Annotated in this window: 25 protein-coding genes; 3 read left to right on the forward strand and 22 right to left on the reverse strand. The window is 33.9% G+C overall.

What is annotated here, in order from left to right:
* Positions 1-102: 102 nt before the first annotated feature.
* Together FEM21_RS00670 and FEM21_RS00675 are read left to right on the forward strand one after the other, a co-directional pair.
* Entirely contained in the window at positions 103-2,109 is a 2,007-nt protein-coding gene (locus FEM21_RS00670; protein ID WP_035656709.1) for a glycoside hydrolase family 97 protein, read from the forward strand.
* Between the two features lie 57 nt (positions 2,110-2,166).
* The gene (locus tag FEM21_RS00675) at positions 2,167-4,404 is read left to right on the forward strand and encodes a glycoside hydrolase family 3 C-terminal domain-containing protein (RefSeq protein ID WP_035656710.1); all 2,238 of its coding nucleotides are present in this window, start codon (positions 2,167-2,169) and stop codon (positions 4,402-4,404) included.
* A 61-nt stretch (positions 4,405-4,465) separates the two neighbouring features.
* Here FEM21_RS00675 and FEM21_RS00680 read toward each other — a convergent pair whose 3' ends face one another.
* The 19 genes from FEM21_RS00680 to aspS all read right to left on the reverse strand — a co-directional run bounded on the left by FEM21_RS00680 (position 4,466) and on the right by aspS (position 23,169).
* Positions 4,466-5,335, reverse strand: a complete 870-nt coding sequence (locus FEM21_RS00680) for an AraC family transcriptional regulator (RefSeq protein ID WP_035656712.1) — start codon at positions 5,333-5,335, stop codon at positions 4,466-4,468.
* Positions 5,336-5,722: 387 nt separating this feature from the next.
* The gene (locus tag FEM21_RS00685) at positions 5,723-6,715 is read right to left on the reverse strand and encodes a Gfo/Idh/MocA family protein (protein ID WP_035656713.1); all 993 of its coding nucleotides are present in this window, start codon (positions 6,713-6,715) and stop codon (positions 5,723-5,725) included.
* Between the two features lie 11 nt (positions 6,716-6,726).
* Complete coding sequence (locus FEM21_RS00690) at positions 6,727-7,443, reverse strand: DsbA family oxidoreductase (RefSeq protein ID WP_035656715.1); 717 nt, start codon at positions 7,441-7,443, stop codon at positions 6,727-6,729.
* Between the two features lie 174 nt (positions 7,444-7,617).
* Entirely contained in the window at positions 7,618-8,988 is a 1,371-nt protein-coding gene (locus FEM21_RS00695; protein ID WP_035656716.1) for an NADH-quinone oxidoreductase subunit N, read from the reverse strand.
* A gap of 90 nt (positions 8,989-9,078) precedes the next feature.
* Entirely contained in the window at positions 9,079-10,521 is a 1,443-nt protein-coding gene (locus FEM21_RS00700) for a complex I subunit 4 family protein (protein WP_035656718.1), read from the reverse strand.
* A 9-nt stretch (positions 10,522-10,530) separates the two neighbouring features.
* On the reverse strand, positions 10,531-12,414 hold the full coding sequence (gene nuoL / locus FEM21_RS00705) for an NADH-quinone oxidoreductase subunit L (protein ID WP_035656720.1): 1,884 nt from the start codon (positions 12,412-12,414) through the stop codon (positions 10,531-10,533).
* A gap of 6 nt (positions 12,415-12,420) precedes the next feature.
* Positions 12,421-12,741, reverse strand: a complete 321-nt coding sequence (nuoK, locus tag FEM21_RS00710) for an NADH-quinone oxidoreductase subunit NuoK (RefSeq protein ID WP_026712543.1) — start codon at positions 12,739-12,741, stop codon at positions 12,421-12,423.
* Position 12,742: 1 nt separating this feature from the next.
* Positions 12,743-13,282: an NADH-quinone oxidoreductase subunit J family protein gene (locus FEM21_RS00715; RefSeq protein WP_035656721.1), complete on the reverse strand. Its 540-nt coding sequence runs from the start codon at positions 13,280-13,282 to the stop codon at positions 12,743-12,745.
* Positions 13,283-13,828, reverse strand: a complete 546-nt coding sequence (locus FEM21_RS00720; protein ID WP_035656723.1) for a NuoI/complex I 23 kDa subunit family protein — start codon at positions 13,826-13,828, stop codon at positions 13,283-13,285.
* A 116-nt stretch (positions 13,829-13,944) separates the two neighbouring features.
* Positions 13,945-14,997: an NADH-quinone oxidoreductase subunit NuoH gene (gene nuoH / locus FEM21_RS00725; RefSeq protein ID WP_035656725.1), complete on the reverse strand. Its 1,053-nt coding sequence runs from the start codon at positions 14,995-14,997 to the stop codon at positions 13,945-13,947.
* A gap of 3 nt (positions 14,998-15,000) precedes the next feature.
* Entirely contained in the window at positions 15,001-16,050 is a 1,050-nt protein-coding gene (locus FEM21_RS00730) for a 2Fe-2S iron-sulfur cluster-binding protein (RefSeq protein WP_035657086.1), read from the reverse strand.
* An 81-nt stretch (positions 16,051-16,131) separates the two neighbouring features.
* Positions 16,132-17,499 (reverse strand): NADH-quinone oxidoreductase subunit NuoF, encoded by a 1,368-nt coding sequence (gene nuoF / locus FEM21_RS00735; protein WP_035656727.1) that lies wholly within the window; start codon positions 17,497-17,499, stop codon positions 16,132-16,134.
* A 1-nt stretch (position 17,500) separates the two neighbouring features.
* Positions 17,501-18,031, reverse strand: coding sequence for a complex I 24 kDa subunit family protein (locus FEM21_RS00740; protein ID WP_035656729.1), 531 nt, complete (start codon positions 18,029-18,031; stop codon positions 17,501-17,503).
* Positions 18,032-18,034: 3 nt separating this feature from the next.
* A complete protein-coding gene (locus FEM21_RS00745) occupies positions 18,035-19,273 on the reverse strand; it encodes an NADH-quinone oxidoreductase subunit D (protein WP_035656731.1) in 1,239 nt (412 codons plus the stop codon).
* A 32-nt stretch (positions 19,274-19,305) separates the two neighbouring features.
* Positions 19,306-19,827, reverse strand: coding sequence for an NADH-quinone oxidoreductase subunit C (locus FEM21_RS00750; protein ID WP_035656732.1), 522 nt, complete (start codon positions 19,825-19,827; stop codon positions 19,306-19,308).
* A 1-nt stretch (position 19,828) separates the two neighbouring features.
* The gene (locus FEM21_RS00755) at positions 19,829-20,377 is read right to left on the reverse strand and encodes an NADH-quinone oxidoreductase subunit B (RefSeq protein ID WP_035656734.1); all 549 of its coding nucleotides are present in this window, start codon (positions 20,375-20,377) and stop codon (positions 19,829-19,831) included.
* A gap of 115 nt (positions 20,378-20,492) precedes the next feature.
* Positions 20,493-20,858, reverse strand: a complete 366-nt coding sequence (locus FEM21_RS00760; protein WP_035656736.1) for an NADH-quinone oxidoreductase subunit A — start codon at positions 20,856-20,858, stop codon at positions 20,493-20,495.
* Positions 20,859-21,097: 239 nt separating this feature from the next.
* Complete coding sequence (locus FEM21_RS00765; RefSeq protein WP_035634121.1) at positions 21,098-21,292, reverse strand: cold-shock protein; 195 nt, start codon at positions 21,290-21,292, stop codon at positions 21,098-21,100.
* Between the two features lie 125 nt (positions 21,293-21,417).
* On the reverse strand, positions 21,418-23,169 hold the full coding sequence (aspS, locus tag FEM21_RS00770; RefSeq protein ID WP_035656737.1) for an aspartate--tRNA ligase: 1,752 nt from the start codon (positions 23,167-23,169) through the stop codon (positions 21,418-21,420).
* A 233-nt stretch (positions 23,170-23,402) separates the two neighbouring features.
* On the opposite strand from aspS, the gene FEM21_RS00775 reads away from it, so the two are divergent.
* Positions 23,403-23,750, forward strand: coding sequence for a toxin-antitoxin system YwqK family antitoxin (locus FEM21_RS00775; protein ID WP_035656739.1), 348 nt, complete (start codon positions 23,403-23,405; stop codon positions 23,748-23,750).
* A 65-nt stretch (positions 23,751-23,815) separates the two neighbouring features.
* On the opposite strand, the gene FEM21_RS00780 is transcribed toward FEM21_RS00775, so the two are convergent.
* From FEM21_RS00780 to FEM21_RS00790, 3 genes are read right to left on the reverse strand one after another with little or no spacing between them, the layout of a single operon-like run.
* A complete protein-coding gene (locus tag FEM21_RS00780) occupies positions 23,816-25,366 on the reverse strand; it encodes a PepSY-associated TM helix domain-containing protein (RefSeq protein ID WP_035656741.1) in 1,551 nt (516 codons plus the stop codon).
* Positions 25,367-25,369: 3 nt separating this feature from the next.
* Entirely contained in the window at positions 25,370-25,672 is a 303-nt protein-coding gene (locus FEM21_RS00785; protein ID WP_035656742.1) for a hypothetical protein, read from the reverse strand.
* Between the two features lie 17 nt (positions 25,673-25,689).
* The gene (locus FEM21_RS00790; RefSeq protein ID WP_035656744.1) at positions 25,690-26,019 is read right to left on the reverse strand and encodes a hypothetical protein; all 330 of its coding nucleotides are present in this window, start codon (positions 26,017-26,019) and stop codon (positions 25,690-25,692) included.
* Between the last annotated feature and the right edge of the window lie 43 nt (positions 26,020-26,062).

Raw genomic sequence — 26,062 nt, forward strand, 5'->3', positions numbered from 1 at the left:
GTAAAATGAAAGGATAAAATAATAAAAGTCTTTAGTTTAAATAAGATTTTGAGTGTTATTATATTATTTGAACCATTTTTAATTAAAAATAGCCGACCATAAATGTTAAAAAAACTACTATTATTACCTTTCTTGCTTACTGTGATGATTAGTAATGCACAAAGCAAAAAATCAAAATCGTATGAATTAATTTCTCCTGAAGGAAAAAACAAAATTCAATTTCAATTAGTTAATAACGCTCCAAAATATGCAGTTAATCACGGAAATATTCAGCTGATTTCTCCATCTGATATGGGATTTGCTCTAAAAGGAAATGAAGATTTAAGTACTAATTTCGAAATAAAAAAAGTAGAGAATACTACTTTTGATGAAACCTGGAATCAGGTTTGGGGAGAGAAAAAACAAATTCGAAACCATTACAACCAAATGGTGGTTCAATTACAGCAAATAAGTGGTAATAAACGAAAGTTAGAAATTCAGTTTCGTGCTTATGATGATGGAATTGCGTTTAGATATGTGTATCCAAAACAAAAAACAAAAGACAGTATTTTTATCATGGATGAAAAAACTACTTTTAATTTAAAAGAAGATGGAAAAGCATGGTGGATTCCTGCTAATAGAGAAAACCGGGATGAATATTTATTTCAAGAAGCTGCAGTAAGTACTCTGGATACGGTACTTACACCATTAACTATCGAAAGTAAAAGCGGACTGGCATTGAGTTTTCATGAAGCCAATTTAATTGATTTTGCAAGTATGACTTTGGTTAATACTATAGGAAATCAGCTTAAATCAGATCTTGTACCTTGGGCTGATGGTGTAAAAGTAAGAGTCAAAGATTCTTTTACTTCTTCCTGGCGAACATTACAAATTGCCGAAAAACCAACCGATTTAATTACTTCGTATTTAATTTTAAATTTAAATGAACCTAACAAATTAGCCAATACAAATTATTTTAAACCTTATAAATATTTTGGAATTTGGTGGGGAATGCACATTGGAAAATACACCTTTTGGGAAAGTAATAAACAAGGTGCAACTACCGTACGTGCTAAGCAATACATTGATTTTACAGCTAAAGAAGGATTTCATCATTTGTTAATTGAAGGCTGGAATAAAGGCTGGACACGTAAATGGTATGAGAATCATATGCACATGTTTAGTTTTACCAAGTCGGCAGATAATTTTGATTTAGAAAAAGTAGCAGAATACGCTAAAGAAAAAGGAGTTGAACTTATAGGTTATCATGAAACAGGTTCAAATCTAATTAATTATCTAAAAGAAATTGATGAAGGATTCGCATTGTATAAAAAGTTAGGGATTCATACCGTTAAAATCGGTCATGTAGGATCAAAATTGAATATGAAAGAATGGCATTTTGGGCAATTTGGTGTGAATTATTTCAGATATGTTTTAGAAAAAGCAGCCCAATACGATTTGGCAGTATTATATCATGAATCGATAAAAGATACAGGAGAGCGTAGAACTTTTCCCAATATGGTTTCGAGAGAAGCTGCAAGAGGGCAAGAGTACAATGCGTGGAGCGAAGGAAACCCGCCTAGTCATTTAACTATTATTCCTTTTACCCGACTACTTTCGGGACCAATGGATTTTACACCGGGAATTTTTGACGTGGAAGTAAAGCAAGGTTATGCCGATAGAAGAGTTCACGGAACAGCAGCACAACAACTGGCATTATATGTGACTATTTATTCGCCTATTCAAATGATGGCAGATCTTCCTGAGAATTATGAAGGAAAACCAGCTTTGCAATTTTTAAAAGATGTACCAACAGATTGGGAAGACACTAAAGTTTTGGATGGAAAAATAGGAGAATACATTACCACAGTTAGAAAAGACCGCAATAGTGCCGATTGGTATTTAGGAAGTATTACCAATGAAAAATCTAGAGATTTAGAAGTTTCTTTATCATTTTTGGATTCGAATGCTACTTACGAAGCTCAAATTTATGCAGATGCCGAAGGTACTGATGAAAAACACAATCCATCAGCCATAGCTATTTCTAAGAAAACTGTAAAATCTACAGATGTATTAAAGTTACAATTGGGTGGTGCCGGAGGAACAGCCATTCGATTTAAAAAAATGTAATAAGTCCTTCAAAGCAGATTAGTTCTAAAAACCAACTATCAAAAATAAAAACCAATAATGAAAAGTAAAATAATCACTTTTTCTATTTTTTCAATATTACTGTTTACTGTAAATAATGTAAATTCTCAAACAGTTAATAATTTGAGCTTATTAAATGCGCGACCTGTGAAGTATTTAAATGCAGATTTTGATGCTGAAATAGAAAAACTCATCTCACAGATGACCCTTGAGGAAAAAGTAGGCATGTTGCATGGAAATAGTATGTTTGCTAATGGCGGAGTTCCTCGTTTAGGTATTCCTGAGTTAAAAATGGCAGATGGACCTTTGGGCGTTCGTGAGGAAATCTCTCGTGATAGCTGGAAACCCGCAGGATTAGACAATGATTTTGCAACCTATTATCCGGCAAGTGGTGCTTTGGCGGCTACCTGGGATACTCAATTGGCTTACTTGTTCGGGAATAGTGTAGGGCAGGAAATGCGTGCCAGAGACAAGGATATGTTACTATCGCCGGCAATTAATATTGTTCGAACACCACTTGGGGGAAGAACTTACGAGTACATGACCGAAGATCCTTTCTTGAACAAAAAAATGGCAGTAGAATTGATTGTTGGGCTTCAAGATTACGATGTTATGGCTTGTGTTAAACATTTTGCAGCAAATAATCAGGAAACTAATCGCGATTTTGTTGACGTTCAAATTGATGAACGTACATTGAGAGAAATTTATTTACCGGCATTCGAAGCTGCTGTAAAAGAGGCTAGAGCGTATAGTATAATGGGGGCTTATAATAAATTTAGAGGCGAATATCTTTGTGAGAACGATCATATGCTTAATACGGTTTTACGTGACGAATGGGGTTTTAAAGGAGTTGTGGTTTCTGATTGGGCTGCGGTTCATTCGACAGTAAAGTCATTAGAAAATGGTTTAGATATCGAAATGGGAACTAAAAAAACTTTTAGTGAATATTTTCTAGCAGATAAGTTAATTGCTGCGGCTAAAGCAGGAGAAGTTTCGGAGAAGGAAATAGATAAACATGTAAGACGGATTTTACATGTTTTGTTTCAGATAAAAGCTATGGGAACAGGAGTTAAAGATCGTCTAAAGGGAAGTCTTGCTACAGAAGTACATTATCAGGATGCTTATAAAATTGCATCTGAAGCTGTAGTATTGTTAAAAAATAATAAGAATGCTTTGCCTTTAAAACTAAAAGGAATACAATCTATTGCTGTAATTGGAAATAATGCAACAAAGAAAAATGCTCTTGGGGGATTTGGCGCTGGAGTAAAAACCAAAAGAGAAATTACACCTTTAGAGGGATTAAAAAATAGATTACCAGCATCAATAAAAATTAATTATGCTGAGGGTTATTTAGAACGTTATGAGAAAAAAAATAAAGGGAATTTAGGAAATATTACTGCAAGAGGTCCGGTAACTATTGATCAACTGGATCCTGCTAAATTAGAAGAGGCTTTAGAAGCTGTTAGAAATTCTGATGTTGCAATTGTTTTTGCCGGATCAAACCGTGATTATGAAACCGAAGCTTCAGATCGTAAAGATTTGAAATTACCTTTTGGTCAGGAAGAATTAATCAAAAAAGTACTGGAAATAAATCCTAATACAATTGTTGTTATGATTGCTGGTGCTCCTTTTGAAATGCAAGAAATCAATAAGAAAACAAATGCTTTGGTTTGGAGTTGGTTTAATGGTTCTGAAGGAGGAAATGCCTTGGCAGATGTGTTGTTAGGAAAAGTAAATCCGTCAGGAAAGTTGCCTTGGACAATGCCTGAAAAATTGATGGACTCTCCGGCTCATGCTACAAATAGTTTTCCGGGAGACAAAACTGTTAGTTATGATGAAGGTATTTTAGTAGGATACCGATGGTTTGATACCAAAAATACTTCGCCAATGTATCCTTTTGGTTATGGATTGTCTTATACTAATTTCGAATTCAAAAATGCTTCTTCTGATTATGTTACATATGGAATTAATGATATAATGAAGATTATTGTTGATGTAAAAAATACAGGAAAACTAGATGGAAAAGAAGTAGTACAATTGTATTCTTCCAAAACAGATTCTAAAATTAATCGTGCGGCACAAGAATTAAAAGGATTTAAGAAGGTTTTGGTAAAAGCTGGAGAAACTCAAAAAGTAATTATAGATGTTCCTGTTAAAGAATTAGCTTATTATGATGTTACTAATAAAAAATGGACTGTTGAGCCTGGGAAATATACTTTGAAAATAGGGAATTCTTCCAGAGATATAAAAAAGGAAGTAATGCTAACTATAAGATAGTAATCTGATATAATGATTAAAAGTGCTGTATTCTTTTTTTAAGGATACAGAACTTTTTAATTTACTCTAAAAACGATTTCAGTTCATAACGATACTCAGATGCATTTTTTCCTGTAAACTCTTTGAATGTTTTATTGAAATGACTGAAATTGTTAAAACCACTTTCGAAAGCTATGGCCGATATACTGATGGGCTTTTCAGCTAATAATTTACAGGCATGTACTAATCTATAATCGTTTACAAACTTAGTAAATGTTTTATGGGTTATTTTTTTAAAATATCGGCAAAACGAAGGTACGGTCATGCTTACTTTTTCTGCAATTTCTTCTAAACGGATGGGTTCTTTGAAATGGTCTTTTACATAATTAAAAATAGAATTGATTCTTTCATTATCCTGAACATGCATTTCCATTCTAAAACCTTCGGCGTTTAAGACTGTTGCATCTTCGGTAGCTAATTCTAATTCGTTAAAAATTTCGATAATACTTAATAGCCTTTCAAATGGTGTTTTGTCTTCCATTTTGGCTATTTTTTTACCAATTTTTCTTTTGGTTTTGCCACCAAAGGTAATTCCGGATTTTGCCTGTTGGAGTAAGTCTTTTATGTTTCGCATTTCCGGGATTTCAAAGAAATGTTCTCCCAAAAAATCAGGTTTCATCTGGATTACAATTTCATTTTTATTACCGGTAGTCTCATCGGTAAAACCGCAATGAGGTAAATTGCTTCCTATTAAAGTCAAATCGCCATTCGTATAATAAGAAATATGGCTTCCTACCTGGCGTTTACCTGCCCCGCCATTTACATAAATCAATTCGATTTCGGGATGATAATGCCAAAAATGGGAGTTGTAGTTAATGTCGTATTTGGTTAAAGTAAAGGAACTCCCAAAAGAGGGTTCGATAATTTTAAGTGTTGGTAGGTTGGATTTCATTTATTTTGGTTTTAAGTTGGTTAATACTAAGATAATGAAAATATGTGTAATATTAACTAAATATATAGCTAATGTTTTGATAAGCGGTAAGATAGCATATAGAATCAAATTTACTATTTGTAATTGTTTCTATTTGTGATTTTTTTGGAGGGTAAATTTGTAATCAATATTGATGAAATAATGAAAACAGATAAGTAGTAGTGAAGTTTGATAAAAGAAAATTCGTGAGGATGAAAAATATTTTTCAATTATTTAAATCAATATTGATTTTTGGCACGAATTATGATATTAACTCTGTGGTTAGAAATTTTGCTATTTGTTAGTAATTAATTAGTTTGTGTAGTTAATAAAAAAAGCTTCAGGTGGTTCTGAAGCTTTTTTTTGTTTTTATATCACACCCATAATTCGATCCATGACCCAACTGGTATGAGTTGCTGTTTTTCCGTCTGAAGGATGATTTCCAGTACCGAATAGTTGCTCTTTCATTTCACCAACATGGTTTAACTGTACATTTTCCGGATGTTCAATTGTTAAGCTAATTGGCCCATTTTCGTTGACAAGTTCTATTGGATTTTCATCAAAAATAGAAAATTGAATAGTTCCCTGGCTTCCGTAAATGATTACTTTGTCTTCACGGTTAGCAGTACCAAAATTCCAACTTCCTGTTCCTGTAATTCCGTTTTCGTGAATCCAGCAGGCTACAAGCGCATCCTTAGCTGAATATAAGTTTTGCTGATTATTACTAATTCCTGATACTTCTTTGATGTCTCCTAATAGATAATTGAACAAATCTAATCCATGACTGGCTAAATCATCAAAATAGCCTCCTTTAGCCACTTTAGCATCGGTACGCCAATTGTACAAGCCTGATAAATCCTGTTGAGAAGCAGGTTTACTTAAATGCCAGTTGATATGGCGGATTTCTCCAATGCTATTGGCTTCAAGCCATTTTTTAACTTGTTTGAATCTTGGTAAAGAACGTCTATAGTATGCGGTGAAAAGTGGAATGTTTCTACTTTCAAAAGCTTCATAAATAGCTTTACTGTCTTCATAACTTGGAGCCAATGGTTTTTCGATACAACATATCTTACCAGCTTCAGCAACTTTTAATCCGTATAGTTTATGAGAATCGGGTGGAGTAGCTATATAAACGGCATCAACATCAGGATCATTAATTAAGGCATCAGCATCGGAGTAGAATTTTTGTATTCCATGTCTCTTAGCATAATCTGCTGCTTTTTCGGCATCTCTTCGCATCACAGCGACAATTTCAAATCCTGTGGTTTTTTGATAAGCAGGACCGCTTTTCTTTTCGGTTACATCGCCACAACCTATAATTCCCCAACGAATAATTTTATTTTCTTTATCTAAAGCACTCATTATTATTTGAATTAATTACAACCATCAATACCACAGCTATCTTCTGAAGTAGCGTTCAAGATAGTAATTTTAGATTCGAATTGTCCTTCTTCCCAAACTTTTTCTAAGGTTTTTGTAAATGTCTCTACATGTTGCGCTCCCGAAATAGCATATTTATTATCGAAAACAAAAAACGGCACACCCTGAACACCTATTTTTTGAGCCATTAAAATGTCTTCTTCTACTTCTTTTGTAAAAGCATTAGAGTTCAACACTTCTTCTACTTTATTAGCATCAAGACCAAGCTCAGTTCCTAATCGTTGTAAGGTAGCTTTATCATTTACATCTTCTCCGTCTGTAAAATAAGCTTTAAAAAGTAATTCTTTCAGTTCTGATCCAAGCTGATTTTGCTTTGCCAAATGCAATAAACGATGTGCATTTAGTGAATTAGCCATAATCGATTTTTCAAAATGAAATTCTAATCCTGAATTAGCGGCATTTTGAGTCATGTTTTCTAACATTTCAATCGCCCAGTCTTTATCTTTTCTATATTTTTCGGCAAGATGATCGACTAAATTATCATCTTCTGAAGCAATGAAATTAGGATCTAACTGGAAGCTTTTCCATTCAATTTCGATAGCATCCTGATGACCAAATTGCGTGATGGCATCTTCTAATCTTCTTTTTCCGATATAACAAAACGGACACATAATGTCCGACCAAATTTGTATTTTAAGTTTATTTTCCATCTTTATTTTTTTAAAGAGTGATTATGTTTGTATATACAAATGTAATTATAAATCAGTAAAATTATTCTACTCTTATGTTTTTATTAAGAAAGAATGAGTTGGCAATAAGTGGATTAAAACAAAAAACCATCAGGATTTCTCTTGATGGTTTTCGTATAATGTGTGTAAAGTTTGTTATAAAAGATCTAATACAAAGGATGGGAAAATACCTAAAGCAATATTTAAAACAATTGCAATTACAGCAACAGCATAATAAACTGCTGGAGTTGGAATTTTAGCTTCATTAGGCTCTTTAGTATACATTGCAAGGATTAATTTGAAATAGTAACCCACACTTATAATCGAATTGATTACTGCAATTACAACTAATACAACAAATTCAGATTCGATAGTTTGAGAGAATAAAAACAATTTAGCAAAGAAACCTCCAAAAATTGGAATTCCCGCCATAGACAATAACGAAGCAGTTAAGATAGCCGCCATTAAAGGATTGTTTTTTCCTAAACCGTGAAAATTAGTAATGTCTTCATTTTCTCTGGTTTTGCAAACATATAGTATTACTGCAAAAGCTGCGATTCCGGCTAAGGCATAAGCCGATGTATAATACAATAATGTTCCGGAAGATTTTGCTGTACTTAACAACGTCATCAACATAAAACCGGCATGAGAAATACCGGAAAAAGCCAGCATACGTTTTACGTTGATTTGGCGTAAAGCCATAATATTTCCAACAGTCATTGAGGCAATAGATACAATCACGATGATCAATTGAAATGCAGGAGAAATATCGGCATTCATGGTTTTAACTAACTTGTATAAAGTCGCGATAGCAACAACTTTAGCCAGAGTACTCATAACTGCAGTTGTTAAAGCAGGCGAACCTTCGTATACGTCTGGTGCCCAAAAGTGGAAAGGTACAGCGGCAATTTTGAATAACATTCCAATAAAAAGCAGCACAATACCAATAGGAAACCAAACAGGTAATTCGGCTGAACGAGATAATTCGCTAATTTCAACAATGTCAAAACTTCCCATTGCTCCGTAAATTAAGCAAATTCCAAATAAGATAATTCCAGAGGCAAAAGAACCCATCAGGAAATATTTTAATCCGGCTTCGTTGCTTTTAATGCTCAAACGGTTGCTTGACGCCAAAACGTATAATGCAATAGATAATACTTCGATTCCTAAAAAGAACATCGCTAAGTTTCCAAAAGAAACCATCGCTACAGCTCCGGCTAATAAAAATATTTTTATGGCAATAAAATCGGAGATTTTTGTTGAATGATTTTCGTAGAATTTATTTCCTAAACTCACTAAGAAAATCGTTAATATGATAAACAAGCCTGAAAATGCTGAAGAAAATTTACTCACAACAATCATATTGTTGTAATGATAAGTAGGAGCAGCATTGTATTCAGAAATATCTAATCCAAGTACGGCTAACAAACCAATAACAACTATTGGAATGATGGCTTTTCTAGCATCAAAAATTTCAAATAAAAGGCATAAAATACCTAATCCTATTATTGCTATTAATGTATTCATATTTTATTTTGTGATTCAGGATTCAGTGATTTCGAATTTTTTAGATGCTAAAAACACTTAAATCTATAAGTTGAATTTAATTTTATACTATTATTGAATTCGGTTTACAGTTCTTAAAATTTGATCCAAACTTGGATTGATTAATTCGTTAATTGGTCTTGGATACAATCCAAAAAAGAAAATAACGGCAATAATAAGAACTAATACTATAGTTTCATGCAAAGTAACATCAGCAAATACTTTTTTGTTTGTTTCTCCCAGCATTACTTGTTGATACATTTTCAACATATAATAAGCTCCTAATATAATAGTTGTTCCACCTAATACGGCAAACCAAACATTGATTTGATACAAACTATATAAAACGGTGAATTCTCCAACAAAGTTAAATGTAGTAGGCAACGCTACCGATGCCAAAACTAATATCATAAATAATGAAGCAAATTTTGGAGCTTGTGTGCGAATGCCTCCCATGTTAGCAATTTCTCTGGTGTCAAATCTTCTGTGAATGATTTCGGCAGCAAAGAACAATCCCACTACTACAAAACCGTGCGACAGCATTTGTAAAACTGCTCCACGCAATCCGTCAATATTTAAAGTATAGCATCCTGCTGCGATTAATCCAACGTGTGCCAATGAAGAATAAGCCAGTAATTTTTTCAAATCTTTTTGTCTTAAAGCTACAATTGAACCATAGATTACACCTGCAATTCCAAGACCGATTAATATTGGTAAATAAGTTCTTGATGCAACCGGAGTAATTGGTATTTGCCAACGCAATACACTATACAATCCCATTTTTAACATGATACCAGATAAAAGCATGGTTCCAACAGTTGGTGCTTTTTGATATACCTTTGCCTGCCAAGTATGGAAAGGAATAACTGGGATTTTAATAGCATAAGCTAAAAAGAATGCCCAGAATATCCAGAATTGCTCCGTTTGAGTTAACTCGATTTTGTATAAATCCTGAATTAAGAAACTGCCTGTTTTTTGGTACAAATAAACAAAAGCGATTAGCATGAATAAAGATCCGGCAAGCGTGTAAATAAAGAATTTAACTACTGCTTTTTTGCGTTCTTCTGTATCGCCATTACCCCAAATTAAAGCAATGAAATAAATAGGAATTAAAGCCAATTCCCAGAAGATATAATATAAAAGTCCATCTGATGCTAAGAATGTTCCTGACATAGCAAATGTCATAAACAAAATCAAAGCATAAAATGATTTAGCATTTTTGTATTCGTTACCAAAAGATGAATAGATAATCAAAGGCGTCAAGGCTGTCGTTAATAACAACATGATTAATGATAATCCATCGGCAGTTAATGAATATACTACGGTAGGTTTGTTAATCCAATATTTGAAAAAATTAACGTTTTCTCCTGCATTATATGCGTTTAATAAAGCAATTGATAGTCCTAAAGCAACTAAACTGAATAATAATGCCACTTTTGAAGCCAGTTTATCGCCAGCAAAATAAGTAGTAAATGCGCCAACAAGTAGTATAATTAATAGTAGTGATACGTTCATGATATAAAATTATTGAGCTAAAAATAAATAAGTTAATATGGCACTAAGTCCTAAAACAAACACAAACAAGTAAAAACCAATACTTCCTGTTTGTAATTTCTTTCCTTGATAACTTAATTCGTTGGTTACTTTTCCTAATCCAAATACTGCCGCAGAAAGAGAAGTTTCTACATAATCTCTAAAGAATCTTGACAAGCCATTGATTGATTTGACAAAAACGGCATCGTAAATTTCATCTACATAATATTTATTGTAAAGCACTTTTGAAAAACCGGTAATTTCGGCATCTTCAGCAGGAACTTGGTTTTGCTTGATGTATTTTACAAAAGCAATTGTAATCCCGATGATTCCACCAAGTACAGCAATCGCCATTAATGTATATTCTGTAGTTCCAAAATGATGAGCTTCGTGTGCTTCTTTCGAAAATAATGGTGCTAAATAATGATTCAGCCAGCTATTTGTTGGCAAACTAATCAATCCACCAATAGTTGCTAAAATGGCCAATACAATAAGCGGGAAAGTAATTAATCCCGGACTTTCGTGTAAATGCGATTTTTGGTGTTCAGTTCCTCTGAATTCTTTAAAGAAAGTCAAATACAATAATCGGAACATATAAAAGGCTGTCATTAATGAAGCTAACGAAGCAATAACCCAAAGCACTATATTATGATGAAAAGCTGTCATTAAGATTTCATCTTTAGAGAAAAATCCTGAAAAAGGAGGAATTCCTGAAATGGCTAATGACGAAAGCAAGAATGTAATAAAAGTGATTCCCATTACTTTTTTCAATCCACCCATTCTACGCATATCCTGTTCTCCGTGCAAAGCATGAATTACCGATCCTGAACCTAAGAACAAACAAGCTTTAAAGAAAGCATGAGTGATTACATGAAAAACCGCAATTTCATAAGCTCCAAAACCTAAGGCTAAGAACATTAATCCTAATTGTGAAACGGTAGAATAAGCCAATACTTTTTTGATATCCGTTTGAACCAAAGCAATTGTTGCAGCAACTAAAGAAGTTACAGCACCAATAATAGCGATGATGTTTTGTACTTCGGGAGCTAAATCAAATACATAATTCAATCTTGTAATCATGAAAATACCAGCAGTTACCATAGTTGCAGCGTGAATCAAGGCCGAAACCGGTGTTGGTCCCGCCATCGCATCAGGCAACCAAGTGTACAACGGAATTTGTGCCGATTTACCACAAGCTCCAATGAATAGAGCAAAGGCAGCAATCGAAATCATTGTAATGTCTAAATTACTTGATGTTGCAATAGCCGTTTTTAAAGTAGTGTAATCTAAAGTTGAGAACAAAGAACCGATGATAAAGATACCGATCAACAATCCTAAATCTCCTATTCTGTTCATGATGAAAGCTTTTTTAGCTGCATCATTATAATCCTGGTTTTTATGCCAAAATCCGATAAGTAAGTAAGAACAAAGTCCAACGCCTTCCCAACCGATGAATAGTACTAATAAGTTGCTTCCTATAACTAAAGTAATCATGAAAAAGATGAACAAATTCAGGTAAGCAAAGAATTTGTGCATATTCTCATCATCATGCATGTAGCTGATAGAGTAGAGGTGAATTAAAGAACCAATTCCTGTTACAAATAGTAACCACAAAATGGATAATTGGTCTAAAAGGAAACCAAAATTCACACGGAAATTACTAATTTGAATCCAATTGAATAATTCAATTTCAATGGCTTCTTTGTTTTCGTTTATTTGCAGGAAAAAAACAACAGTAGCAACAAATGAAACAGCAACAGTTAATGTTCCAATAATTCCGGAAGCTGATTTACCAATCTGTTTTCCAAAGAAGATATTAAATAAAAATCCTAAAAAAGGAGCTAATAATAAGAGTAAAGCTAAATTCGTATTCATTATTGTTTATCCTTTTAAGTTTTTTAAATTATTAATATCAATCGAACCTAAATTTCTAAAAATAGATACTAAAATCGCTAAACCTACCGCAACTTCGGCAGCAGCTACAGCCATAGAGAAAAATACAAAAACCTGACCTTGTGCATCCTGATGATAAGTCGAAAATGCCACAAATAAAAGGTTTACCGCATTTAACATAATTTCGATAGACATAAATACGATAATAGCATTTCGTCTGTATAAAACTCCAAATACTCCAATACAAAAAAGTATTACAGAAAGGAAAATATAGTTCTCAATGCCTATTTCATTTAAAATATTAGTCATTTTATTTCTCTGTTTTTTCTTTTTTAGACAATAATACTACGCCAATCATCGCTGTTAAAAGCAAGATAGAAGCAAATTCAAAAGGAACCATATATTCGTTTAATAAAACACGTCCCAAAACATTTATTGATTGATAATCCTCACCAGTTGCAATGTATTCTCCTTCGATAGGTTTCGAATTGATGAAAATCATGATCAAAACAATGCAAATTAAACAGAAGGAAACAATAGCTCCAAGTCTTGTAATACGAGGTTTATGAACTTCATTTTGTTTGTTCAAATTCATCAACATAATCGTAAACAGGAACAAAATCATAATCGCTCCAGAGTAAACAATAACGTGAACAATAGCTAGAAACTGTGAGTTCAATAATAAATAATGTCCCGCTATAGAAAAGAAACTAATAACAAGATACAATGCACTATGAATAGGATTTCGGCTAAAAATAGCTAGAAAAGCAGTAAGCAATGTAATAAACGCCAGAAAACAAAATATAATTTGTACAGTCGATGCGTGTGCAAAATCAGGAATATGTATCATTTAATTAGCGTTATTAAGTTGAGCATTTTTCATAGCCATTTCAAGAGGCATCACTAATTTATCTTTTCCAAAAATAAAATCTTCTCTTTCATAACTAGAAGGAACTAATACTTTTGAAGTAGTCAGATAAATAGCATCTTTAGGACAAGCTTCTTCACACAATCCGCAAAAAATACAACGCAACATATTAATCTCATATATTTCGGCATATTTTTCCTCACGGTATAAATGTTTCTCATTTGCTTTACGTTCGGCAGCTTTCATAGTGATGGCTTCTGCAGGACAAGACAATGCACATAAACCGCAGGCAGTACAGTTTTCTCTTCCCTGTTCATCACGTTTCAACATGTGTTGTCCGCGATACACCGGGCTCATTGTACGCACTTGTTCCGGATATTGAATTGTAACTTTTCTTGAAAACAAGTGTTTCAATGTAATAAGTAATCCTTTTACAATCGCAACAAGGTATAAACGCTCTAAAAAAGTCATCTCTTTATTAGAGACTTGCACTTTTCTTCCCGATAAGGATATGGTTTCTATTGACATCTTTATTTTATTTTTTTATTTGAAGCTAATCCTGCTTTCCGCTCTATCTTTAATTTTTTAAAGAAAAAAATTAAAGGATGCCGCTTCAATCAGGGCTAGGCTACTTTTTTGCTTATTTAAAATCCTAAAAATACTGCTATTTCGTGTCTTAAAATTACAATTCCAGTAATCATAATATTTACAATCGATAACGGAATTAATATTTTCCATCCTAAATTCATCAATTGATCGTATCTAAATCTTGGAATAGTCCATCTTACCCACATATAGAAAAAGATGAAGAAACATATTTTTGCAAATAAAACTCCTATTCCTATAAGGTTTGCAATATTTACTCCCCAGTTTTCTACAGCCCAGCTTATTCCTGGATAGTTATATCCTCCAAAGAATAATACCGCAAGAATAGTAGAAGAGATAAACATACTCGCATATTCAGCAAATAAATAGAATCCCATTTTCATCGAAGAATATTCTGTATGATAACCTCCAATTAATTCACTTTCACATTCCGCTAAGTCAAAAGGAGTTCTGTTAGTTTCAGCAAATGAACAAATCAAGAAGATTAAGAACGAAAGCGGTTGATAAAAAACATTCCATTGCATTCCTTCCTGCTGCAAACTAATTTCTCTTAAACTCAACGTTCCTGTCATCATCAATAAGGCAATCATAGATAATCCCATCGCAATTTCATAAGAAACCATTTGAGAACCTGCACGAACAGCTCCCATTAAAGAGAATTTATTGTTTGATGCCCATCCACCAATCATGATGCCGTAAACTCCAATAGAAAGAATAGCAAAAATATATAACAAGGCATTGTCAATATTTGAAGCTTGCAGGATAATATCTCTTCCAAAAAGATGAAATTTATCTCCCCACGGAATTACAGCACTCGTCATTAAGGCTGTACTCATTGCGATTGCCGGACCTGTAAAGAACAAAAATCTATTAGGAGTATCAGGTTCAAATTCTTCTTTCGAAAATAATTTTAAACCATCAGCAAGAGGTTGTAAAATACCTCCTTTTCCAGCTCTGTTAGGACCTACACGGTCTTGTAACCAGGCTGCAATTTTTCTTTCTGCCAGTGTAGAATACATTGCCATAACCATAGTAATGGCAAAGACAACAAGAATGATAACACTTTTTTCTATAATAATTGTACTGTCCATTTTTTATAGATTACCATTTTTAAATTCTTCCTGCTCTTCTTTTTTTAACGGGATAGCAGTCATACTAATCTTTTTACGATCTTGCTCTCTTCCTTTTAGAATTCCTTCTTCGGTTGCAATATGAACTGTATCTAATTTTCGGGTATAATTATTTTGGTTAATAACCGAATCCTTATCAAATTTTCTAGGACCTTCTATCACCCAATCCGCTGGATCTTTATGGTCAAAACGGCATTCGTTACAAATAAAATCTTCTACTTCGTGGTATTGATCTTTTCTACCGGTAACACGTTGGATTTCATTTCCAAACATCCATACCGTAGTTTTTCCACAGCATCCCGGAGTAGTACATTCTCTGTGCGCATTGAAAGGTTTGTTGAACCAAACTCTCGATTTAAAACGGAATGTTTTATCAGTCAATGCTCCTACAGGACATACATCGATCATATTTCCTGAGAATTCATTATCGATAGCTTTAGAAATACAAGTCGAAATATTAGCGTGATCTCCACGGTCTAAAACTCCGTGAACTCGTTTGTCAGTCAATTGATCAGCCACCTGCACACAGCGTTGGCATAAAATACAACGGTTCATGTGCAATTGAATATTCGGACCAATATCTTCAGGTTCAAATGTTCTTTTTTCTTCTATAAAACGGGTTTTTGATTTTCCGTGTTCAAAACTTAAATCCTGTAAATCACATTCTCCTGCCTGATCACAAATAGGACAATCTAGCGGGTGATTGATCAATAAAAATTCAGTAACTGATTGACGTGCTTCACGAACTCTGTCTGAATTTTTACTGTTTACTTCCATACCTTCCATACATCCTGTTACACAAGATGCCATTAATTTCGGCATTGGTCTTGGGTCAGCTTCACTTCCTTTGGAAACTTCAACTAAGCAACAACGGCATTTTCCACCGCTACCTTTTAGTTTAGAATAATAACACATTGCAGGCGGAACAGATTCTCCTCCTATCATACGTGCCGCTTGTAGAATAGTTGTACCTGGTTCTACTTCTATGCTTTGACCGTCTATTGTTACTTTCATATTTTTATAGTTGTTGATTGTTGGTTTGTAGTTGTCAGTCTTTGGCTTTAGCATCAACTTTCAACTTTCATCCTTCAACTTTTATACTGTTTGTTTACTAGCCAAATGTTTTACTTTTTCAAAAGGCTCGTTAACAAAATGATCTCTGTTTTTTATTCTTTCAGGGAAACGAACATGGTATTCAAATTCATCTCTAAAATGACGAATAGCTGCTGCTACCGGCCATGAAGCCGCGTCTCCAAGAGGACAAATAGTATTTCCTTCAATTTTAGACTGAATACTCCACAATAAATCGATATCTTCTTCACGTCCGTGACCATTTTCGATTCTGTGTAATACTTTTTCTAACCAACCTGTTCCTTCACGACAAGGGGTACATTGTCCGCAGGATTCATGGTGATAGAAACGGGAGAAATTCCAGGTGTTACGTACAATACACGCAGTGTCGTCATAAACAATAAACCCTCCTGAACCTAACATGGAACCTGTTGCAAATCCACCGTCGCTCAATGATTCGTAAGTCATTAAACGATCTTCACCATTAGCCGTTTTGAAAATTAAATCAGCTGGTAAAATCGGCACAGATGAACCTCCCGGAACCAAAGCTTTCAAAGGTCTGTTTGAACTCATTCCTCCTAAATATTCGTCAGAATTCATGAATTCATCAACACTTAAACCTAATTCGATTTCGTAAACTCCTGGGTTTTTAATGTTTCCTGAAGCTGAAATTAATTTAGTTCCTGTTGATCTTCCGATACCTATTTTTGCATAATCATCACCGGAATTGTTTACAATCCACGGCACTGCTGCAATAGTTTCTACGTTATTTACTACTGTAGGGTTTGCCCAAAGTCCGGAAACAGCCGGGAACGGTGGTTTGATACGTGGATTTCCTCTTTTACCTTCTAATGATTCGATTAAAGCGGTTTCTTCTCCACAAATATAAGCTCCGGCACCACAGTGAACGTGTAATTCTAAATCGTAACCTGAACCTAAGATATTTTTTCCTAACCAGCCTGCTGCTTTTGCTTCGGCAATGGCTCTTTCTAATATTTTAAAAACCCACATGTATTCTCCACGAATGTAGATATACGAGCGGTTTGCTCCCAAAGCAAAACTGGAAGTAATCATTCCTTCGATCAATAAATGAGGAATAAATTCCATCAAATACCTGTCTTTGAAAGTTCCCGGTTCTGATTCGTCGGCATTGCAAACCAAATGTCTTGGTTTACCTGATTTTTTATCAATAAAACTCCATTTCATTCCGGCAGGGAAACCCGCACCTCCACGACCACGAAGTCCTGATTTTTTTACTTCCTCAACCACTTCATCAGGAGTCATTGATTTTATGGCTTTTTCTACAGATGCATAACCACCTTCTCGGCGATACACTTCGTAGGTTTTAATGCCCGGAACGTTGATTTTGTCTAATAATATTTTCTTTGACATCTTATTTATCGTGTAATATTATTTTATTATCTCGGCAATCAGCAATTAACTGATCGATTTTTTCTCTGGTCAAATGCTCTTTGTAGAAATCTCCTAATTGCATCATTGGAGCGTAACCACAAGCTCCTAAACATTCTACACCTCTTACTTCAAAAAGTCCGTCAGCAGTAGTTTCGCCAATGCCGACACCTAGTTTCTCACAGGTGTAATCCATCAAATCTTCTACTCCGTTTAGACAGCAGCATGAAGTTTGGCAAAATTCAAACATGTATTTCCCAATTGGTTTTAGGTTGTACATGGTATAGAAAGTAGCAACTTCGTAAACTTCAATAGGTAAAATTCCAAGAATATCGGCTACCTTATCCATTAGTTCGATACTCAGCCAGTTGTCGTGAGCATCCTGAACTTCGTGCAAAACTGGTAACAAAGCTGATTTTCTTTTGTCTTCAGGATAATGACTAATCAATTCATTGATGCGGTTCATCAATGTTTCAGTCATGTTTATTTCTTGTTTGTAATGTATACGTTCCATAATTTATGCGTCTAATTCTCCAGCAATTACATTTAAACTTGATAAAATAACAATTGCATCTGATAACAATGCACCTTTAATCATTTCTGGATAAGCCTGATAATAAATAAAACAAGGTCTTCTAAAGTGAAGTCTGTATGGTGTTCTACTTCCGTCAGTAACTAAATAGAAACCAATTTCTCCATTTCCTCCTTCTACCGGATGGTAGATTTCGGCAACCGGAACAGGAACTTCTCCCATTACAATTTTGAAGTGATAAATTAAAGACTCCATGTTATTGTAAACATCTTCTTTTGGAGGCAAATAGTAATCAGGAACTTCAGCATGGTATTCATTTCCTTCCGGCATTTTGTCTAATGCCTGACGAATGATACTTAAACTTTCCCAAACTTCGGCATTACGAACACAAAAACGGTCATAAGTATCACCTGATTTACCTACCGGAACTTTGAAATCAAAATCTTCGTATGAACTATATGGTTGTGCAACACGAACATCGTAATCAATACCTGCAGCACGTAAATTTGGACCAGTAAAACCGTAAGCCATTGCTTTTTCGGCCGAAATAGCTCCTACATTAACAGTACGGTCAATAAAAATTCTGTTTCTTTCGAATAAGTTTTCGAATTCTTTCCAGGCTACTGGGAATTCTTCTAAGAAAATATCCAGTTTTCTAAAAGCTTCTGGAGACCAGTCTCTTTCAAAACCACCAATTCTTCCCATATTTGTTGTTAAACGAGCACCACAAATTTCTTCGTAGATTTCGTAAACTTTCTCTCTAAATTGAAAAACATAAAGGAAACCAGTATAAGCACCAGTATCAACACCTAAAATCGAATTACAAATCAAGTGATCCGTAATACGGGCTAATTCCATTACAATTACACGTAAATATTGCGCTCTTTTAGGAACTTCGATACCTAATAATTTTTCTAAAGTCATCCACCATCCCATATTATTAATAGGAGAGGAGCAATAGTTCATACGGTCAGTAAGCGGAGTAATTTGGTAAAACGGACGATTTTCGGCAATTTTTTCAAAAGCACGGTGGATGTAACCAATGGTTGGTTCAGCATCTAAAATTCGTTCCCCATCCATCAACAGAATGTTTTGGAAAATTCCGTGAGTAGCAGGGTGAGTAGGGCCTAAATTCAGGATAGAAAGCTCGTTTCCGTCTTCATTTAGCTGTTCCTTTATTATTTTAGCATAGCGATGCTCTGGTGGTAATAATAGTTCTGACATTTATAGAATGTGAAAAATTATATATTGTTTTTTTAGCAATTGTCTACTGTTCTTCCAAAGAAACGGTCGTCTTTGTCCGTTCTTCCGCCGTCTTCCATTGGGAATTCTTTACGCATTGGAAAAGAAATCATTTCATCCATATTCAAAATACGTTTCAGTTGTGGATGACCAATAAAATTGATACCAAAGAAATCATACGTTTCTCTTTCCATCCAGTTTGATGTTAAGAAAATAGTAGATAATGTTTTTATTTCAGGATTTTCTCCGTTAAGAAAAGCTTTGATTCGAATGCGTTTGTTTTCGTACCAATTGTGCATGTGATAAATTACTGCAAATTGTCTGTCTGCTGGATTTTCAGGATAATGGATACCGCACAAATCTGTTAAAAAATGAAAACGTAATTCAGGATCGTTTTTTAAGAATAAAATGATAGCAGTATTATTGTTAGCATTAATTTCTAATGAAAAGATATCTCTTTCCTGCTGAAAATTAAAAACATCGTCACCAAATGTCGATACTAATTTTTCTTGAATAGCTGTGTTTTCTAATGCCATTTTATTTGATATTATAAGAAGCTAATAATTCTTGATACTCAGGCGAACTTCTTCTTCTTACCGATTCTGTTTTTACTAATTCCTGTAATTTCATTACACCATCAACAATTTGTTCTGGTCTAGGCGGACAGCCGGGAACATAAACATCTACCGGAATTACTTTGTCAATTCCCTGAAGTACAGAGTAAGTGTCAAATATTCCTCCTGATGATGCGCAAGCGCCTACTGCAATTACCCATCTAGGTTCCGACATTTGCTCGTAAACCTGACGTAAAATAGGAGCCATTTTTTTAGAAATAGTTCCCATTACCAGTAGCATATCGGCCTGACGAGGAGAGAAACTTACACGTTCTGAACCGAAACGTGCCAAGTCATAGTGAGATGCCATGGTTGCCATGAATTCGATACCACAACAAGAAGTTGCAAAAGGAAGTGGCCATAATGAATTGGCTCTTGCTAAACCAACAACATCATTAAGTTTTGTAGCGAAGAAGCCTTCACCTACAACTCCTTCCGGCGGTGCAACCATATTTACTTTTGAATCGCTCATCTTATTAAAAGTTATGAGTTATGAGTTATGAGTTCATAACTTAAATTTAAAATCAATTTTGTATTGTTTAAGAGTTTCGATTTTAAATCTGAAGTCTAAAATCTGGAATCTCTTTTTATTCCCACTTTAATGCTTTCTTTTTGATGATATAGAAAAAACCAACTAACAGTAAAGACATGAATACCACCATTTTGATCATTCCTTCCATTCCAAGTTCTTTGAAATTGATAGCCCAAGGATACAGGAATATAACTTCGATATCAAACAATACAAATAAGATGGCTACAAGGAAATACTTGACTGAAAACGGAATACGTGCATTACCTACAGACTCAATTCCGCATTCAAAGTTTTTATCCTTTATGGCTGAATTTCTTTTAGGTCCTAGTTTTCCTGAAATGATAATAGTAGCTACTACAAAACCAATTGCGAGCAGCGCTTGCATAAGTATTGGCAGATAATCGTATTGATCAGATTGCATAATGATGAATTTTGTGCTAGAATAAGTCACAAAGATATACTTCAATGTTATAAAACACAAGAAGACCATCAAAATTAGTGGTTGGTTTTAAGGGGTTTTTCTGTAGTTTTTAATGATTATAAATAAGCTTTTTGTACTTTTCTTAAAAATAAGTGAAAATTTAACAATTAATCATAAAAAAAAGCGTCCCGATGATAATCGGGACGCTTTGAACATTTGTAACAAAAAAAATATTTTGTTTAGATTACTGCAACTTTAGCAGCAACTTTTCCTTTTCTTCCTTCTTCTTCTTCATAGCTAACTCTATCACCTTCGCGTAATTCCTCCGCGCTGATTCCTGAAGCATGAACAAAAATGTCTTTTCCTGTTTCTTCGTCTGTAATGAATCCGTAACCTTTTGATTCATTGAAAAATTTAACTGTACCTGTACGCATTGTAATAGTAATAATAATTTATAATAAGGCAAATGTAAGGTTTAATATAATACGAAAATGATTAATATTAAAAATTTTCATAAAATAATTGATATTCAGTCTATTCAAGGCTTTTCGAAAGGTATTTACTGCAAATCTAACTGGATGTGTAATTCGCTTAATTGAGCATTGTCAATAGCTGACGGAGCATCAATCATCACGTCTCTTCCTGAGTTATTTTTAGGGAAAGCAATGAAATCTCTAATGGTTTCCTGACCTCCTAAAATAGCAACTAAACGGTCTAATCCAAAAGCTAATCCACCGTGTGGAGGAGCTCCAAACTGGAATGCATCCATTAGGAATCCAAATTGTGCTTTTGCCTCTTCTTCGCTGAATCCTAAATATTTAAACATCAATTGTTGAGTTGCTTTATCGTGAATACGGATAGAACCTCCACCAATTTCGTTTCCATTCAAAACCATATCGTAAGCATTGGCACGAACTTGTCCCGGATTCGTTTCTAATAAGGCTATATCTTCTGGTTTAGGAGATGTAAACGGATGGTGCATGGCGTGGTAACGACCGCTTTCTTCGTCGAATTCTAAAAGTGGGAAATCAACAACCCATAATGGAGCAAATACTTCCGGATTACGTAATCCTAAACGAGTGGCTAATTCCATACGTAATGCACTTAATTGAGTGCGGGTTTTATTAGCTGGTCCTGAAAGTACAAAAATCATATCGCCAGGATTTGCTTCTGTTGTTTTTGCCCAGTTTGCTAAATCTTCCTGATCATAGAATTTATCTACAGATGATTTGTATGTTCCGTCTTCGTTGCATTTTACATAGACCATTCCTGATGCTCCTACTTGCGGACGTTTTACCCATTCGATTAAGGCGTCAATTTCTTTACGGGTATAATTTCCAGCTCCCGGTACAGCAATTCCTACTACTAATTCGGCAGCATTGAAAACAGAGAATTCCTTGTGTTGTGCCAATTGGTTTAATTCACCAAATTTCATCCCAAAGCGAATATCCGGTTTGTCATTTCCATAGGTTTTCATCGCATATTCATAAGTAATGCGGGGGAATTTATCTACTTCAATTCCTTTTATTTCTTTTAGTAAATGACGTGTTAGTCCTTCGAAAATGTTTAAAACATCTTCTTGCTCTACAAATGCCATTTCGCAATCTATCTGAGTAAACTCCGGCTGACGGTCGGCACGTAAATCTTCGTCACGGAAACATTTCACAATTTGGAAATATTTATCCATTCCGCCTACCATCAATAATTGTTTGAAAGTTTGTGGAGATTGTGGCAAAGCATAGAATTGCCCTTCGTTCATTCGGGAAGGGACAACAAAATCTCTGGCACCTTCCGGAGTTGATTTAATTAAATACGGAGTTTCAACTTCACAAAAATCTAAATCAGATAAGTATTTACGAACTTCCATTGCTACTTTATGACGGAATAATAAACTGTTTTTTACAGGATTTCTTCTAATGTCAAGGTAGCGGTATTTCATTCGGATATCTTCACCACCATCAGTTTCATCTTCAATAGTAAACGGAGGTGTCAAAGCGCTATTTAATATGTTTAGTTCTGAAACTAAAATTTCGATTTCACCTGTTGGGATATTTTTGTTTTTAGCTTCTCTTTCGATTACAATACCTTTTACTTGAATTACAAATTCGCGTCCAAGAGTTTTTGCTAATTCGAATACTGATTTTTCAGTACGACTTTCGTCAAAAATTAATTGTGTTATTCCATAACGGTCTCTTAAATCGACCCAATTCATGAATCCTTTATCACGTGATTTTTGAACCCAACCTGCAAGTGTTACTTCGGTATTGATATGTGAGGCGTTTAACTCGCCACAATTATGACTTCTGTACATTTCGAAAATTTTAATTATTTGGTTTATAAGTCAAAAAAAGACCCGGCTGCAAATTTAGAACTAATTATGTACATTGAATTGAGAAAATTGATTTTTTAATGATTCGAATATTCTGAGGTTTTAATTTCCAATGTTAAGTTTTCGTTCTATGTTATTAAATTGTTACCAAATTGTTTTTTAAATGTAAATTAATATCTAAATTTGATAAAACAAACTAAGTAAAATTTCACATTATGAAAAAATATATGATTATTGGAGCAATTTTAATCACAGGAATGATTTTTGCTCAAGCGCCAAAACCGCAATTAGAAGCGGTAGGTAACAAAGTAAAAGCGACTTATTTTTATGAAAACGGACAAGTTCAACAAGAAGGTTTTTATAAAAACGGAAAGCTGGACGGAAAATGGACTTCGTATGACAAAAACGGAAACAAATTAGCAGTTGCTGAATACCAAAAAGGAGAGAAAGTAGGAAAATGGTTTTTCTGGAAAGATTCGACTTTAAGTGAAGTAGATTATGCTAATAATAAAATTGCATCAGTAAAACACTGGAAAAAAGAAGCAATAGTTAATATGTATTAATATTGATTTTAGAATTTAGTTATAAAAAAAGGCTTCTCATTCGGGAAGCCTTTTTTTATGATTTATTATTTGTTGGTTTTAGATTTTTTCAGCTTGAAACAAACATATAAACTTATTGATGCAAGAACAATCCAAAATACATCTACAAAAAAGAGTTGGAAATGATGTTTGCTAAAGGAAATCCAGAACCAATTTCCTGATTTTAATCCGTTGGTAATTGGAATTAAAAAACCGAGAATACTTCCTGAAAGTAAACACAATCGGTTTGTAAAATTATTATTCTTTTTAAGTATAAAAAATAGAGAAAGAATTAACCAGCTTATAAAGTAAACCGAATAAAGATTTTCTCTCCCTAGAGGATAAAAGATTTTAGCGATAATAAATGTTAGTGCCGTAACTGGGTACATACTTAAGCAAATGGCTAAGTAGTAACGAACAACGGTTTCATTAAAACGTCTTTTCTTTTCAGGCATGTTTTTCTTGTCTCGGGCAACAAGCCAAATCATAACTCCTGAAATAATTACAAAACAGGAAAGAATACCTAAAACAAAACTAATTATCTTTAAACCATAACCTCCGTAATCGCCAAAATGGATGCGATACAATACGTTTTTACTAATATCTAAAAAAGAGTTTTGTGTATTAGGATCTTTTTTAAGAACCACTTTGTCATTGGCAACATTGTATACCATTTTTCCAATTCCTGTGAATTTCTTATCTACAGCAATTTCTCCTTTTACTGAAACATGCATATTTGCATCGCCATAATTCTGAATCTCGACCTGAGTTATTTCAAAGTCATCCCAATTTTTCTTTGTAACAGTAACCATTTCATTGATGCTAAAAGTTTTAGTTAATGGCTTATATTGGTAGTCATATTCGGTTTCTGAATATTCAAGTTCTTTGTATAACTTTTTTTGATCGCCTTGGTATAAAAATTGAACACTAGGAGCTACAATTACTAATTTGATCATAAAAAAAGTACCTGTAACGGCATATACAAACTGGAATGGTAAACCTAACATTCCTAAAGAAGTGTGAGCATCTGTCCACAGCGTTTTTAGTTTTTCTTTAGGTCTAAAAACATAAAAGCTTGATACAATTTTATTCCAGTGCAATAATACTCCTGTTACAATGGCAAATAAGAAAAATAAAGCTATAAATCCCGACAGATAATAACCAACAGGATAAGGAATTTGTGCTAAAAAGTGTAATCTATAAATGAATTCTCCTAACGAATAAGATTCATCATACGTTTTTGTTTTATAGGTGCTTGTGTCCAGATAAAAGTACTGACCTTCTTTTGCTTTTTTGGAAGCTAAGGTATCTTTGGATGCGCCTAAACTAACTGAAACACTTTTTTTTCCTGGCGATTGATAAAAACTAATGTTTCTGCCTTGCAGATCAAATTCCGGATCTAGTTTTTTTAAAGCCTGATTGTAATCTAAATGGATTTCTTGGTTTGTTACAAGTGCATCTCCTTTTTCCCAGTTAGTAATATCGTCTTTAAAAAAAGCAAAAGAACCTGCGAAAAAAATCACATATAGAACAACACTAATTACAATTCCGCTTACGGTATGTGTGTGAAAAAAAATATTGTAATTTCTATTATTCATAATTTATTTTGCTATCGGATTATAGATTTGACCTAAATAAACTAATGCCGAAAATACCAGAGTCATACCTAAATAAATAAGCCAGATTTTCCAGGCTTTTTTTGCAAGAAATGCTATAACCATTAGTGCAACCCAAAGGATAAAACCAGTATAAGCCATAGTTATCATAATGTTTGCTCTGTTAAACCAAGAAGCCAGGGCTAAATGAAAACTAACAGAAACTAAATAGCCACCTAGAATTGCAGCAGTAATTTTGGAAAAACGTTGCCATTTGGACTGAGTTAGGTATTTTGGATTTGCTGGCATGAATTAAATTTATGTACTTACAAATAGATTTCAAGAAAAGTGCTGATACAAATAATTCCGATAATCAATTTATAGTTAATTATTTTTAAAGGTGCTAAAATTACAACAAGACTTCCTATAGTCATGATTTGGATTAAAAATAAAAAGCTAGAAACCCCAGCTGCTTTTATTGAAAGTAATAGAATATAAGCGATCAACAACAGACCCAAACCTATAAATCGTGAAGGCTTTGGGTTTTGCTGAATCCATCTTTCTGCTTGAAAGTTGGTAGCTAAAGTGGCTTTTTTAGAAGTATTGTACAAAACAAAAAAAGCTAAAAAAACGATTAAACTTACTAATGTAATCATGTTTCTTAAATTAAGAAACAGCTTTCTTATATTTTAAGAAAGC

It is taken from the genome of Flavobacterium seoulense, from assembly GCF_000695795.1.
In the GTDB taxonomy this organism is placed as follows: domain Bacteria; phylum Bacteroidota; class Bacteroidia; order Flavobacteriales; family Flavobacteriaceae; genus Flavobacterium; species Flavobacterium seoulense.

What these genes read in the sequence shown, in the direction of transcription:
- FEM21_RS00670 (WP_035656709.1), top strand. Translation starts at nt 103, where the DNA reads ATGTTAAAAAAACTACTATTATTACCTTTCTTGCTTACTGTGATGATT.
- FEM21_RS00675 (WP_035656710.1), top strand. Translation starts at nt 2,167, where the DNA reads ATGAAAAGTAAAATAATCACTTTTTCTATTTTTTCAATATTACTGTTT.
- FEM21_RS00680 (WP_035656712.1), bottom strand. Translation starts at nt 5,335, where the DNA reads ATGAAATCCAACCTACCAACACTTAAAATTATCGAACCCTCTTTTGGG.
- FEM21_RS00685 (WP_035656713.1), bottom strand. Translation starts at nt 6,715, where the DNA reads ATGAGTGCTTTAGATAAAGAAAATAAAATTATTCGTTGGGGAATTATA.
- FEM21_RS00690 (WP_035656715.1), bottom strand. Translation starts at nt 7,443, where the DNA reads ATGGAAAATAAACTTAAAATACAAATTTGGTCGGACATTATGTGTCCG.
- FEM21_RS00695 (WP_035656716.1), bottom strand. Translation starts at nt 8,988, where the DNA reads ATGAATACATTAATAGCAATAATAGGATTAGGTATTTTATGCCTTTTA.
- FEM21_RS00700 (WP_035656718.1), bottom strand. Translation starts at nt 10,521, where the DNA reads ATGAACGTATCACTACTATTAATTATACTACTTGTTGGCGCATTTACT.
- nuoL (WP_035656720.1), bottom strand. Translation starts at nt 12,414, where the DNA reads ATGAATACGAATTTAGCTTTACTCTTATTATTAGCTCCTTTTTTAGGA.
- nuoK (WP_026712543.1), bottom strand. Translation starts at nt 12,741, where the DNA reads ATGACTAATATTTTAAATGAAATAGGCATTGAGAACTATATTTTCCTT.
- FEM21_RS00715 (WP_035656721.1), bottom strand. Translation starts at nt 13,282, where the DNA reads ATGATACATATTCCTGATTTTGCACACGCATCGACTGTACAAATTATA.
- FEM21_RS00720 (WP_035656723.1), bottom strand. Translation starts at nt 13,828, where the DNA reads ATGTCAATAGAAACCATATCCTTATCGGGAAGAAAAGTGCAAGTCTCT.
- nuoH (WP_035656725.1), bottom strand. Translation starts at nt 14,997, where the DNA reads ATGGACAGTACAATTATTATAGAAAAAAGTGTTATCATTCTTGTTGTC.
- FEM21_RS00730 (WP_035657086.1), bottom strand. Translation starts at nt 16,050, where the DNA reads ATGAAAGTAACAATAGACGGTCAAAGCATAGAAGTAGAACCAGGTACA.
- nuoF (WP_035656727.1), bottom strand. Translation starts at nt 17,499, where the DNA reads ATGTCAAAGAAAATATTATTAGACAAAATCAACGTTCCGGGCATTAAA.
- FEM21_RS00740 (WP_035656729.1), bottom strand. Translation starts at nt 18,031, where the DNA reads ATGGAACGTATACATTACAAACAAGAAATAAACATGACTGAAACATTG.
- FEM21_RS00745 (WP_035656731.1), bottom strand. Translation starts at nt 19,273, where the DNA reads ATGTCAGAACTATTATTACCACCAGAGCATCGCTATGCTAAAATAATA.
- FEM21_RS00750 (WP_035656732.1), bottom strand. Translation starts at nt 19,827, where the DNA reads ATGGCATTAGAAAACACAGCTATTCAAGAAAAATTAGTATCGACATTT.
- FEM21_RS00755 (WP_035656734.1), bottom strand. Translation starts at nt 20,377, where the DNA reads ATGAGCGATTCAAAAGTAAATATGGTTGCACCGCCGGAAGGAGTTGTA.
- FEM21_RS00760 (WP_035656736.1), bottom strand. Translation starts at nt 20,858, where the DNA reads ATGCAATCTGATCAATACGATTATCTGCCAATACTTATGCAAGCGCTG.
- FEM21_RS00765 (WP_035634121.1), bottom strand. Translation starts at nt 21,292, where the DNA reads ATGCGTACAGGTACAGTTAAATTTTTCAATGAATCAAAAGGTTACGGA.
- aspS (WP_035656737.1), bottom strand. Translation starts at nt 23,169, where the DNA reads ATGTACAGAAGTCATAATTGTGGCGAGTTAAACGCCTCACATATCAAT.
- FEM21_RS00775 (WP_035656739.1), top strand. Translation starts at nt 23,403, where the DNA reads ATGAAAAAATATATGATTATTGGAGCAATTTTAATCACAGGAATGATT.
- FEM21_RS00780 (WP_035656741.1), bottom strand. Translation starts at nt 25,366, where the DNA reads ATGAATAATAGAAATTACAATATTTTTTTTCACACACATACCGTAAGC.
- FEM21_RS00785 (WP_035656742.1), bottom strand. Translation starts at nt 25,672, where the DNA reads ATGCCAGCAAATCCAAAATACCTAACTCAGTCCAAATGGCAACGTTTT.
- FEM21_RS00790 (WP_035656744.1), bottom strand. Translation starts at nt 26,019, where the DNA reads ATGATTACATTAGTAAGTTTAATCGTTTTTTTAGCTTTTTTTGTTTTG.